The sequence below is a fragment of the Luteolibacter sp. Populi genome (genome assembly GCF_040801775.1).
Taxonomy (GTDB): Bacteria; Verrucomicrobiota; Verrucomicrobiia; order Verrucomicrobiales; family Akkermansiaceae; genus Haloferula.
Map to the genome: position 1 here is coordinate 2515697 of NZ_CP161812.1, position 12630 is coordinate 2528326.

A 12630-nucleotide genomic window follows, 5' to 3' on the forward strand; every position below is an offset into this window, starting at 1 on the left:
AGACTGCGCAGAGTGAGGAGAATCGCGGCTTCACAGCTCCCGATTGGACCATGCAGCTAACAAGTCCGCCGCCGCCTGTAAAGTCGGCGCTGCTCCCCCCTCCGGCAAAAAGAGCCAGCCTCTCGGACTGCGTTAAAATACAAGTGCTCCAGCGCGCTAAGGGCGGAACTCCCTACATCAGCTTCCCCCGCGTCTCATCATCGATCACCAGCGGCTTGCCTCCGTGATCCACCCGCACCGTCGTCATTTTGCCGAAAGCGCAGACATCGCCATCCTTCAATACCTCGAAGATCCAGTTCACCGAAGCCGCGCCGATCTTCTCGATCCCGAGCTGCACCTCGATCCTGTCCCCAAACCGCAGAGGCCGTTTGTAGTCGCAGGAGACATGCACCCGCGGCCAACCGCCGAGCTCGCGGTCGATGATCACGATCCCCTGCTGCTGCAGGTAGGCATGCTCCGCTTCTTCCACATGGCGGAAGACCTTCGGGAAATGAATCCAGCCGCTGCAATCGGTATCCGCGAAGCTGACCTGCGCGGCATGAACGTGGCAGGGCGCTTCCATGATCGATCGGCTTACACGTAACGCTTCACCAGCAGCGAGGCATTGTGCCCGCCGAAGCCGAAGCTGTTGCTCAGGGACACCTCCACCTTCGCTTCACGCGCGGTGTTCGGCACTACATCGAGATCGCACTCGGGGTCTTGCTCCTCGATGTTGATCGTCGGCGGCACCACGCCGTCCACGATCGACATCACGCTCGCGACCAGTTCGATCCCGCCGGCGGCACCGAGCATGTGCCCGGTCATCGACTTGGTCGAGCTGACCATGAGGCCATTGGTCGCGTAGTCGCCGAAGGCCAGCTTGATCGCCTTGGTCTCCGCGACGTCGCCGAGGCCGGTCGAGGTCGCATGGGCATTCAAATAGTCCACGTCTTCCGGATTCAGCTTCGCGTGCTTCAGCGCCATGGCGATCGCGTAGGCCGGGCCGGAGCCATCGGGCGAGGGGGCGCTGAGATGGTAGGCATCCGCGCTCACACCGTAGCCCACGAGCTCCGCGTAAATCTTCGCGCCGCGCTTCTTGGCGTGTTCGAGTTCTTCGATCATCACCACGCCCGCGCCTTCACCCATCACGAAGCCGTCGCGACCCTTGTCGAAGGGACGCGATGCCTTTTCCGGTTCGTCGTTGCGGGTGCTCAGCGCCCTCATGTTGGCGAAGCCCGCAAGACCCATCGGCAGGATCGTCGATTCGGCACCGCCCGCCAGGAAGGCATCGGCATCGCCGAATTTGATCATGCGCCAGGCCTCGCCGATATTGTGGTTCGAGGTCGCGCAAGCGGTCACGATCGCCATGTTCGGGCCGTAGAGGCCGTGCTCCATGGAAATGATCCCGCTCGCGATGTTGGAAATCATCATCGGGATCGTGAAGGGCGAGACGCGCTTCGGTCCCTTGGTCAGCAAGACCTCGTGCTCGCGCTCCAGCGTGCCCAGGCCGCCGATGCCGCTGCCGACCATCACGCCGAAACGGCGGCGATCCACCGTTTCGACATCCACGCCGCTGTCCTCCATCGCCATCTTCGCGGCGGCCACGGCGAATTGGACGTAGCGGTCGGAACGGCGCGAATCCTTCGGCACCCGGAAATACGGATCCGGCAAGAAATCCTTCACCTCCCCGGCGATCTTGCACTCGTAGGGTGCCGGATCGAGCAGGGTGATCGTTTTGATCCCGCTACGGCCCTCCTTCATGCCGTCCCAAGTGGTCTTGAGATCATTGCCAAGGGGACTGATGCAACCGATGCCGGTGATGACGACTCTTCTTTCGCTCATTGGATGTGAATGGGGCGTGGCGGGAAGTTCGGGCGTCCTTAGAGGCTGCCGGGATGCGTGGCAAGCCTCATCCCAAGCTCCGGTTGCGGCCCCGCTCGTTCTCGGCCCCGCAGTGCGGACATTGGAAAATACGCTCTCTGCCCTCGTCTTCAACCACCAGCAAGCAAAGCTTGCAGGAGACGCGCTTGCGCAGCGAGCGGCGCTCGGCGTTCCGGTACGCCCAGCGCGAGATCCACGAAAAGAACACCACCAGCACCATCGGGACTCCGATGGCCCAAGCGGCGAGTTCACCCAGGGAAAGCTCGATCATGGTCTTCCGGAGATTTCCACGGCGGTCCAGCCGCCGGCCTTGTCGCCGCCTTCAATCGTCACCCGCCGCAGCCAGGCTTCCGTGGCATCGGCCGCCGCGACGGCCTCCGGCGGGCTGGAAACCGTGCTCACACGGGTCACCCGGCCTTCGGCATCATACTCGAGCAGGTAACGGCCGCCCTGCGCGACTCCGGCCGGAGGACCTTCCGGGACGCGGGCGCTGATCCCGTTCGCGGCAAGCACCAGCGGCGCGAGTCCGGCGGTCGGCATGGCGGGCACTACCGGCCGCTCCAGCTCCGGCAGGGCCGGAAGCACCCCGGGGGATACTTTTGCAGCGGCCTCCTTCGCCGGGTCCGGGAGTGCCACTGCCACCGGCTGATACCGGGGCTGGTAGCGGTATCCCGTCCCTGAGGCCGCGGTCATCCCCTGCTGGACCAAAGCAAGCACGGCGGGATCTTGGGAAGGATCCTCGCGCACCGGAAAGGGTCCGGCTTCCATGGCCATGGTCTTGAGCGCGCGCCATTCCGCCCCCGGCGGCACGACAATCAAGGAGGCGCGGTGTTCCGGATGGCGCGGCCCCCCGCTTCCCACCCGCACCCGCACGCTCGCCGCCAGCCCGGCACTGATCAGCGCCACCAGCGTGATCGCACCTAAAAAGCTCATGGTGCTACTCACCGGCAGCCGCCACTGGAAAACCAGGCCGTATTGGCGGTCGCGGGTCGCACGCTTCTGGCGGAGGCCGAACATCGGTCAGCGGGGTTTGGCCGAAGGGGCGGGAGATTGATCCTCAGGCGGTTGACCCAGCACCCAGACGCGGAAGCCCTTCTGTAGCGCGATCTCGGCCACGGCCTGCTGGACCTCCACCGGCACCCCTTTTTCCACCTGTAGCAAGACGGAACTGGCGGGCGCGAAATCGCTGCCGCGGCGCGCATCCAGCCGCTCGGCAAGCTCCCCCAGGGAAACGGCCTCCCGCTCGATGAAATAAGCCGGCAGGTCCGGCGGCTTGGCCGCCCGCACCGTGATCACCGTGGCATCCGTCGGCCGCTCCATCTGGTAGCGCGAAACCGGCAGCTCCATCGCCACGCCGTACTGGCTGACGAAGGATGGCCCCAGCAGGATGAAGACGATCAGCAGCGCCAGCAAGTTGAAGGCCGGCACCACGAAGAGAAACCCCGGCCGCTCCGGAAGCGTGCACTCCAGCTTCATTTCTTGCGCTCTTCCCGGCGGCGGGCATCAAGTTCATCCCGCATCGAGACGATGCCCGTATCGGCGCGCGCGTCGCAAATCATGTTCACCATCTCGATCCCGGTGCGCTCGATGCGGTGGAAAAGCCGCTTCGCCCGGCCGAGGAAGTAGAGGTAGAAAAGGTAGGCCGGGATCGCGATCGTCAGGCCGACGGCAGTGGTGACCAGCGCCATCAGGACGCCCGCGGCCAGTTCCGACGACCCCGCCGCATTGCCACGCTCGGTGATCCGCTGGAAGGTCTCCGCCAAGCCGAGGACCGTGCCGAGCATTCCGGTCAGCGGGGCCAGCACCGAAACGGCGAGGATCGCGCGCAAGTTCTTCTCGATCCGCGGCACCTCCAATTGGCCGGCCTCCTGCGCGATATCCCGCAGGTCCGGGCGCTCCATCGAATGCCGCAGCAGCACCGAATGCGCCACCCGCGCGACCGGCCCCGGAGCCCGCGCGGCTTCGTGCATCGCCTCCGCGTAAGCCTTGCGCCGGACGTGATTGGACAGCCCGACCAGCAAATCCCCGACGTTGATCCGCGCCCGGTGGAAGAAAAACAGCCGCTCGACCACGAAGACCGCCCCGAAGAACGCCAAAGCCGCCTGCAGCCAAAGGATCGGCCCGCCGTTCTCCAGAAGGCCCGATGGATCGAGAAAATCGCTCGGCATGGGGGAAGGCTATAAACGATGGTTTAGGATCTGGGAAGCCCGATGAAAGAAATGCCGCGCCCCGGTAGGGCGGCCCACCCCGCTCCCCCCTACCAACCCGCCTTCAACTCCCACTTCTCCCCGAAGAACCCTGCTGCCGGAATCGCCCCAGGATACCGGCTGTCCGCCGCCGTCTTCAAATCGATCACCGCCCAATCCGGCAGCTTCGGCGTCTGGCGGGCGTTGTTCAGGTAGTCATACTCCCGATACGTGAAGCTGCTGTTCAGCACCACGTAGCGCTCGGGATTCAGCGGATTCGGATAAATGCAGACCAGCGCATGCTCCGCCGCGGGAAAACTCCTCTCCCCCGCCTGGATGGCGCTGCCGTCCCATTTCACGGGAAGCTGCGGCGCGATCTTCGCCATCAGCGCATTTGACGCCGGATCACCCCACAAGATCAGGTTGGCGGAGCGGATGTCTTCCTCCGTCACCGCCGTGTCATCCTTCACCCGCACATCGCCGCGGAACTGACGCCGCCATTCGCGGATGCCGCGCTCCATCTCGGAACTCGCCCAAGCCCCGGCCTTTTCGTTCGCCGCTTTCCCGGTCGGGCGGACGAAGATGAAGGAGTTCATGAACGCATCGTCGATCGGCCCCTGCAGGCCGTGCTTCTTCCGCAGGCCGGCCGGCTCCAGCGCCCCGCGCCATCTCCCGTCGGGATGCCGCGCGAAACTCATCAAAAGCGAGCGGTCCGATGCCACATAGGTCTCGCCCTCGATCGCCGCAAGATACCTTTCCTTATCGGCTTTCCCAGCGGCGGCATCCTTCACATCCACTCCGAAGGAGTGACCGATCTCCTCGGGAAAGCTGCCCGGAGCGAAGCGCAGGGTGAAGGCGCTGACATTCTTCACCTGCACGAGGAACCCCGCCTTGCTGAAGGAGGCACGCACCGAAGCCGGCTGCCAGTGCTCATCCATGGCATTGATCTCGATCCACGCCTGCCGGTTCGTCTTCAGCGAATAGGTCTCGAAGTCGATCTCGCGCGGCACACGCCGGCGCCCCATCGCGGCGATGTCATCAATGGCCGCAGCGACGGTGGCCTTCGCGCCCTTTTCATAGCTGTGCGCCGTCTTCGGCCCGATGATGTGCCTCAGGAAAACGCCGCTGTCATTGCCAGCCAAGGAGCGCGCCATCAAATCCGCCGCCTGCTTCTGCTTATCGATCTCCCCGCTGTAGGCGATGGTCGGGCAATTGACGAGGTTTCGCGCCACCACCGTGGCGTCGTAAAGATTCCACAACTGGCGCTCCCACGGATACGGCTGGAGCTTCTCGCCTTGGAAGAAATTGAGGAACTCCTCGGTCTCGCTGAAGCCCGCGCCCGGATTCGCTGCACACCATTGCCAGGCATGATGCGTCGCGATGTGCCAGCACGCCGCGCCGCCCAGCGAAAAGCCGCGCACGATGATCCGGTCTTCATCAATCCGGTAGTCGCGCTTCACCACCTCCAGCGCCTCGAAGAAATCCACCTCCCCGGCGAAGCGCTGGCCATTGCAATAGCGCCCGTAGGGATGAAGCACGAGGGTGTCCTGCGGCGCGAATTCCCCCGCCTGGGTCATCCGCTGGTGGATGAAATCCAGTTCGCTCAGCTTTTCCCCGCGGCCATGGAACCACGTATCAAGCCGCCAGCGCTGGGGAAGATTCGCTTGGAAAGAAGGCGGCACCACCAGCCCGAAAGGCTGCACGCTGCCATCGATCTTCGAGACATAGCCGCGCGGCACCAGCCCGCTCTGTTCAAGCCACGGCATCTGGCCTTGGGTGAGCGAGTCGAGCCTCGCGAATCCCGCGCTCAGTTGCTCCTTGGCCCACTCCGTTTGCTTCGCGTCGTAGAACTCATCGTAGCGCAGCGCCCAATCGACCGCCTTGTGGAAGATCTCCACATCCGGCAGGTAGACCAGAGCCGCTTTCCCAGCCAGCGCGGTGCGGGCACTCTCGATCGCCCCCCCGAGCCGGGCCGCCTCAGCCGTCAGCGCGGCACGCTGATCCTCCGGAATCGTCACCCCGGGCGGCGGGATCGGACGCACCTTGTCCGCGAGATTGTCCGCCGCCCCGTCGGCTTTGATCTCTTGGAAGGAGACGAGGAGACCAAGAAGCGGCAACAGACAGAGAAAGCGGAATCCCATGGCGAGGCAAGCGGGGTGGTTGGAACGGATACGCGCAATCGCTGCCGGTCTCCCAAGGATTTGTGGTTGGGAAGACGGCCCGGCCCGGACCGCCGTGCCCGCCACTACTTCTTCGCCCAGGAATCCCGCAGCCCTACCGTCCGGTTAAACACCGCCTTCACGCCGGGCTGCTGATCGACACGGTCCGCCACGAAGTAACCAAGGCGCTCAAACTGGCAGTTCCACTCCGGCTCGACATCCAACAAAGCCGGCTCGACCCACGCCTCGATGCTCTTCAGCGAATCCGGATTGATCACGGTCACGAAGCCACCTTCCGCCGCATCCGGATCTTCCACCGTGAAAAGCCGGTCATACAGCCGCACCTCCGCCTCCACGCCATGCTCCGCACTGACCCAATGGATCGCGGCACGGCACTCCACGCCTTCCGGCGCATCGGCCCCGATCGTGCCGGGCAGATACTCGCAGTTCACCTGCGTGATCTTGCCGGATGCATCCTTCTCGAAGCCGGTGCACTTCACGATGTAGCCACCGCGCAGACGCACATGACGCCCGGGCCCGAGCCGGTAGAACTTCTTCTCCGGCACCTCCATGAAGTCATCCGCCTCGATCCACACTTCACGCGAAAGCTTCACCACGCGCGTGCCCATCGCCGGGTCCTTCGGATGGTTGTCGAGTTCGATGTCCTCGCTCTGACCCGCAGGCAAGTTCCCGATCACCAGCTTCAGCGGATCAAGCACGGCCATCCGCCGCGGAGCGACCGTATTGAGATGGTCGCGGATCTCGAACTCCAGTTGCGCGATGTCGGTCACGCCTTGGAACTTCGTGATGCCGGTCTTCTCACAGAGCTTGCGGATGGCAATTGCCGGAATGCCACGACGGCGCGCGCCCGAAAGCGTCGGCATCCGCGGATCGTCCCAACCGCTGACGTGGCCTTCCTTCACCAGTGTGAGCAGCTTGCGCTTGCTCATGATCGTGTAGGTGAAATTGAGCCGCGAGAACTCGATCTGCCGCGGCTTGGCCGGCACCGGGCAATTCTCGATCACCCAATCGTAGAAGGGGCGATGGATCTCGAACTCCAGCGTGCACAACGAGTGCGTAACGTGCTCGTGCGCGTCCTCCAGCGGATGAGCGAAATCATACATCGGATACAGGCACCACGCTTCGCCGGTATTGTGGTGGCTCGCCTTCAGCACGCGGTAGAGCACCGGATCCCGCAGCACGATGTTCGGCGATGCCATGTCGATCTTCGCGCGCAACACCGCTTCCCCTTCCTCAAAACCGCCGGCCCGCATCTTGGAAAACAGCGCCAAATTCTCCTCCACCGTCCGCTCGCGGTGCGGCGAAGGCGTGCCCGGCACCGTCAAGTTCCCACGGGTCTCCTTGATCTGCTCGGCGCTCTGCTCATCGACGTAAGCGAGGCCGTTCTTGATCAGATGGACCGCGCACTCGTAGTAGAATTCGAAGTAATCGCTCGCGAAGAACAGGTTCTCCCCCCACTCGAAGCCCAGCCACTTCACGTCCGCCTTGATGCTCTCGACATACTCCGTCTCCTCCTTCTCGGGATTCGTGTCGTCGAAGCGCAAATGACAGCGCGCACCGCTCGCCGCGTTCTCCTCCGCAATGCCGAAGTTCAAACAAATCGCCCGCGCGTGACCCAGATGCAGGTAGCCATTCGGCTCCGGCGGAAAGCGCGTGATGATCTTGGGATGCTTACCGGAAGCAAGGTCCGCGGCGATGATCTCGCGGATGAAATCGGACTTGGGAGATTCGGACATGGTCGTTGAAATAGTGCCGAGTGATCAGTGATCGGTGATCAGTGGAAAGACACCCATAAGGCCGCCTTTCGTCATTCTTCAAGCCACTGATCACTGATCACTGATCACTTGGCACTCTCGCCTTTCACTTCCCCAGCTCCTCAAGCAAGGCCTGATTCAACCGGATCCCCGCCTCGAAGTTCTCCACGGGAAAATTCTCGTCCGGCGAGTGGATCTGCGAATCAGCCAAGGCAAGCCCGAGCAAAATCGTATCTACCCCGAGAATATCGCGGAAAGCCTGCACGATCGGGATGCTGCCGCCCTCGCGGATCAGCACCGGCTCCTTGCCGAAGGCATTGCGCAGCGCCTGCTGCGCCGCCTTGCCGAAGGGTCCGTGCGGATCGGTATAGAAGGGCTTGCCATCGTGGCCGCCCACGTAGAGCAGCGAGACCCCCGGCGGGCAGTGCTTGTCGAGGTGGGCCTTCACCTTCTCCATGATCACCGCGGGATCCTGATTCGGGACCAGGCGGAAAGTGAATTTCGCAAACGCCTCGGCCGGCAGCACGGTCTTCGAACCCTCGCCTTGGTAACCGCCGCCGATCCCATTGATCTCCGCGGTCGGTCGTGCCCAGGTCCGCTCGGCAGACGTGTAGCCCGCCTCACCGAAGGTCTTCGATGAGCCGCTGAATTTGATGAAATCCTCATCGCTCGTGCCGGGCAGCTTCGACCACATCTCGCGCTCCCACTCTTCGAGCGGCTTCACCTCATCGTAGAAACCCTCGACCGCGACATGGCCTTCGGCGTCGTGGAAAGTCGCCACCAAGCGTGCGATCTCCGTCGCCGGATTCCGGATCGCCCCGCCGAAAATCCCCGAGTGCAAGTCCCGCGCCGGACCCCGCAGGATCACCTCGCACGCGGCAATGCCGCGCAGGCCGTAGCTCAAGGTCGGCTGGCCGGGCGCAACCATTCCGGTATCCGAGATCGCGATGATGTCGCACTTCAGCAGCTCGCGGTTCGCCTCAAGGAAAGGTGCCAGGCTCGGGCTGCCGATCTCCTCCTCGCCCTCGAAGAGGAAGATCAGGTTCACCGGCAGTTCGCCCTTCTCCTTCAGCGTCTTTTCCACGCCCAGGATGTGGGCCAGCATCTGGCCCTTGTTGTCGGTAGAGCCGCGCGCCCAGATCTTGCCATCGCGGATCTGCGGCTCGAAGGGCGGCGTGGTCCAGAGATTGAGCGGATCCACCGGCTGCACGTCGTAGTGGCCGTAAATCAGCACCGTCTTGCGGCCCGGCTTGTGCGCATTCTTCGCCACCACCACCGGATGCCGGGGCGTCTCGTGCAGGGTCGTCGCCAGCCCCATTCCGGTCAGCTTGGCCACGATCCATTCGGCACAGGCCCGCACATCCCCAGCATTCCGCGAATCCGTGGAAACACTGGGAAAACGAAGAAAGGCGAACAGATCCTCAAGCTCCGGCGTCATGCCCGGCATCCAAGCCCCCCACCGCCCCACCCGGCAAGGCGAATCCCACGGTAGGCCGTCGCGGCCCGCCACGCTTCGCAGCACCTTTGCGCCATTCTCTCCATCCCCCGCCATCGTCCTCTTCTAAATTCGCGTCCATTCGCGTCCATTCGCGGTTGAAAATCCGAAGTGCAGTCGGATTTCACGGATCCAAAAGCGACCGGGACAGCAGACGAGACTCCAGCGAAAGCGCGGATTCATGACACAATCGTCAGATTCCCCCAAGAAACCCAAACCCGTTTTCGTTGCTCTTTCAGATGAGCGACTTCGACCCGGACATCGATCCTGAATACCACTACGAGCCAGTCGCCGTGCAGGCCGCACCGCCCCGGAAGTCCTTCTGGAGCAAGCTGGGCGGCGGTGCCTTGAGCATCTCGGTCCTCGTCCATGTGATCCTGCTCATCCTCGGTGCCTTCTGGGTCTTCCGCATCATCCAGCCACCGGAAAAAACAGTCGATTTCATGCCACCCGCAGGTGGCGGCGGCTCTCCCGAAGGCGAGTCCCAGCAAAAGGCCCGGCAGAAGATGATGCAGCCGAATCTGGCACGGGTCGCCGCCCTCGGCAGCAGTTCGTCCATCACCCTCCCGGAGCCCGACCCTTCCACCCAGCTCACTTCCCTCGGCTCGCTCAGCGGCGGCTCGCTCTCGAAGGGCAAGGGCGGCACCGGTAGCGGCGGGGGCTTGGGAAGCGGCCACGGCCCGGGCAATGGCAGCGGCATGGGCCCCGGCCTCGGCGGCAATGGCAAGACCAACCCCTTCGGCATGATCGAGGCGACTTCAAGCACCCTCACCGGCACCTTCTACGACCTCAAGCAGGGCAGCAACCGCGAGCCCACCAACATGACCGACGACGAAATGCGCCTCGAAGTGCGCGAGATCGTCGACCGCGGCTTCAAGGAAAAGTCCTTCGAGAAATACTACAAGGCCTCCCAAAAGCTCTACCAGACCAAGCTCTACATGCCCACCATGAACGCGGAGGGCGCCCCCGCCGCCTTCAATTGCGAGAAGGAAGTGCAACCGCGCCGTTGGATCGTCGTCTATCGCGGCACCGTGAAGGCACCCAAGACCGGCAAGTTCCGCTTCGTCGGCGCCTGCGACGACCTGCTGGTCATCCGCTTCAACAACCGCACCATCTTCGACTACGGCTACACCCTCGGCTGCACCGGCACCCACATGAACGGCCGCTCCGCCGAGGTCGACGGCACCACCGAGAACGTCGAACTCGCCAAGGACATCCGCAAAATGGGCCCGATGAAGGTGCCGATCCAATTTTACAAGTACGAGACCTCTCCCAACTACAACGACAACATCGGCGGCTTCGCCGTCGGCCCGGAATTCTCCGTCAAGGAGGGCAACGCCTACCCGATCGAGATCCTCATCGGCGAGATCCCCGGCGGCTCCTTCGGCGTCTCCTTGATGATCGAGGAAATCGGCGCCACCTACGAGAAGGCGTCCACCGGCGCCCCGATCCTGCCTCTCTTCCGCCTCGACGACTCCCTGCCCGACCCGAACGTCAAAGGTCCCGCGGCCCAATACGCCACGGACGGCCCGATCTGGAAACAGAGCGGCACCGGCGGCCTCATCCCGGGAATCTGAGCGCCCGTCTCAAAATTCGCGAAGGCAGGGACCTTTCTCCGAAAGGTCCCGGCGGGGGACGGCTTGAAGCCCCGCCACGATCCCGGTCCGGATTGGAGCGCCGCCATAAGCCGGACCGCTCAGAGAGCGGTCCCTGCCTTTTTAAGACAGCCTCTCAGCGCGGACGAAATTCCATTCGCGCCCCCGCGTCCGCGGCGTTATCACCCTCCCCGGATGTCCATCACCGTCCTCGCCTTCGCCCAAGCCCGCGACCTCTTCGGCTTCAGCAGCCGCGAGATCCCCTGTGATCCCGCCGAGACCCCCCGCGAGTTGCTCCTGCGCCTGCGGCCGGACGCCGACCTCTCCCACCTCCGCGTCGCCCTCGACTGCGAATTCGCCGCGTGGGACGACGCCCTCGGCTCCGCCCGCGAACTCGCCATCATTCCCCCCGTCTCCGGAGGCTGATCCCCATGCACGTCGAGATCCTCTTCACTCCGGAAGCCATCGTCACCCCGCCGGAGCAGCTTCCTTCCCGCGAGATCGGCGCAGCCGTGGACTTCCGCGGCATCGTCCGCGAAATGGAAAAGGGCGAAGCCCTCCCTGGCCTCTTCTACGAGGCCTACGAACCCATGGCCCGCCGCGTCCTCGACCGGCACTTCGCCGAACTCGGCCTGCTCCACCACTGCGCCGCGGTCCACTTCATCCACCGCACCGGCTGGGTCCCCGTCGGTGAAGCCTCGCTCTTCCTCCGCGTTCAAAGCGCCCATCGAGGCCAGGCCCTCGCCTTCCTGGCCGAAGCCATCGACCGCCTCAAGCAAGACGTCCCGATCTGGAAACGCGTGCAATAACCAGGGTTAGACGGCTCCGGGCACCCTTCATCAGGGTTTGGAGGCCGCCGCCGCTTCCACCGCCCTGCGGTTCTCCGGGATCACCTTGAAGTCGACGGCACCAGGTGGCCCATCGGTATCCGGCACGATGATCACCAGCTTGCGCAGGCTCATGTCATGCTCCCATACCGCGGAATAGAGCATCGACTTCGGATCGTCCTTTGCGATCGCCTCGACTCCCACGTTGCGCCCCTCGCCGCCCAAAGCGACATCCACCGGAGTCCATGAAGCCGGGAGAGGCACCACCGTCTTCTCGAATCGCATCACCAGCACCTTGCCGGTGGCGTTCAGCAACCGCATCGTTCCCCACTTGAAGTTCGCGACATTGTCCTCGATCACAAAGGGCCGGATCCCGGTCGGGTGCTTCGGGTCGGGGATCAGCAAAACCAGCGGCGATTGGATGTCCGCCGCCATCTTGATCTCCACCGTCACCGGCTTCCCGTCAGGCGACGTCTTGTCGGTCGCCACCAGCAGGGGCGGGGTCTCCCCCGTGGTCACGGCCACCGGATCCGTGCGCTTGTGAGGGTGCAGGTCCTTCAAGGCGACTTGCTGGCTGCCGCTTTGAACCGCTAATTTACGCGCCCCCACGGCCTGGTCCCACGCTAGGAAACGCATCGGGACTGCCAGCAAGGAACCCGATGGGAAGGCAACGATCAGAGCGGCGAGCAGGACGCGGCGGACAAGCAACATGATGTGAACGTGGATGAAAATG

General features: G+C 63.8%; 13 protein-coding genes. 3 read left to right on the forward strand and 10 right to left on the reverse strand.

Going from position 1 to position 12630, the window contains the following annotated elements; translation table 11 throughout:
• Positions 1-172 precede the first annotated feature (172 nt).
• From ABWK72_RS10020 to ABWK72_RS10060, 9 genes are all read right to left on the reverse strand, one after another.
• A complete protein-coding gene (locus ABWK72_RS10020; protein WP_367874649.1) occupies positions 173-562 on the reverse strand; it encodes an acyl-CoA thioesterase in 390 nt (129 codons plus the stop codon).
• An 11-nt stretch (positions 563-573) separates the two neighbouring features.
• Positions 574-1821 (reverse strand): beta-ketoacyl-ACP synthase II, encoded by a 1248-nt coding sequence (fabF, locus tag ABWK72_RS10025; protein ID WP_367874650.1) that lies wholly within the window; start codon positions 1819-1821, stop codon positions 574-576.
• A gap of 67 nt (positions 1822-1888) precedes the next feature.
• Positions 1889-2131 (reverse strand): hypothetical protein, encoded by a 243-nt coding sequence (locus ABWK72_RS10030; RefSeq protein ID WP_367874651.1) that lies wholly within the window; start codon positions 2129-2131, stop codon positions 1889-1891.
• Positions 2128-2877, reverse strand: a complete 750-nt coding sequence (locus ABWK72_RS10035; protein ID WP_367874652.1) for a hypothetical protein — start codon at positions 2875-2877, stop codon at positions 2128-2130. Before ABWK72_RS10035 ends, ABWK72_RS10030 begins: the two co-directional genes overlap by 4 nt.
• Positions 2878-2880: 3 nt before the next feature.
• Positions 2881-3336, reverse strand: coding sequence for an ExbD/TolR family protein (locus tag ABWK72_RS10040; RefSeq protein ID WP_367874653.1), 456 nt, complete (start codon positions 3334-3336; stop codon positions 2881-2883).
• On the reverse strand, positions 3333-4028 hold the full coding sequence (locus ABWK72_RS10045) for a MotA/TolQ/ExbB proton channel family protein (protein WP_367874654.1): 696 nt from the start codon (positions 4026-4028) through the stop codon (positions 3333-3335). The genes ABWK72_RS10040 and ABWK72_RS10045 overlap by 4 nt, the downstream gene beginning before the upstream one ends.
• Before the next feature lie 89 nt (positions 4029-4117).
• Positions 4118-6187, reverse strand: coding sequence for a prolyl oligopeptidase family serine peptidase (locus tag ABWK72_RS10050; RefSeq protein ID WP_367874655.1), 2070 nt, complete (start codon positions 6185-6187; stop codon positions 4118-4120).
• A 104-nt stretch (positions 6188-6291) separates the two neighbouring features.
• Positions 6292-7962, reverse strand: a complete 1671-nt coding sequence (locus ABWK72_RS10055) for a glutamine--tRNA ligase/YqeY domain fusion protein (protein ID WP_367874656.1) — start codon at positions 7960-7962, stop codon at positions 6292-6294.
• 124 nt (positions 7963-8086) lie between these two features.
• A complete protein-coding gene (locus ABWK72_RS10060) occupies positions 8087-9418 on the reverse strand; it encodes a dipeptidase (RefSeq protein ID WP_367874657.1) in 1332 nt (443 codons plus the stop codon).
• A gap of 296 nt (positions 9419-9714) precedes the next feature.
• Here ABWK72_RS10060 and ABWK72_RS10065 point away from each other — a divergent pair, with 296 nt between their 5' ends.
• The 3 genes from ABWK72_RS10065 (at position 9715) to ABWK72_RS10075 (ending at position 11879) form a co-directional block, all read left to right on the forward strand.
• Positions 9715-11052, forward strand: coding sequence for a hypothetical protein (locus tag ABWK72_RS10065; protein WP_367874658.1), 1338 nt, complete (start codon positions 9715-9717; stop codon positions 11050-11052).
• A gap of 213 nt (positions 11053-11265) precedes the next feature.
• Complete coding sequence (locus ABWK72_RS10070; protein WP_367874659.1) at positions 11266-11496, forward strand: MoaD/ThiS family protein; 231 nt, start codon at positions 11266-11268, stop codon at positions 11494-11496.
• A 5-nt stretch (positions 11497-11501) separates the two neighbouring features.
• Positions 11502-11879, forward strand: coding sequence for a molybdenum cofactor biosynthesis protein MoaE (locus tag ABWK72_RS10075; RefSeq protein WP_367874660.1), 378 nt, complete (start codon positions 11502-11504; stop codon positions 11877-11879).
• Between the two features lie 30 nt (positions 11880-11909).
• Here ABWK72_RS10075 and ABWK72_RS10080 read toward each other — a convergent pair whose 3' ends face one another.
• Positions 11910-12608 carry a hypothetical protein gene (locus ABWK72_RS10080; RefSeq protein WP_367874661.1) on the reverse strand — a complete coding sequence of 233 codons (699 nt, stop codon included), beginning with the start codon at positions 12606-12608 and terminating at the stop codon, positions 11910-11912.
• Between the last annotated feature and the right edge of the window lie 22 nt (positions 12609-12630).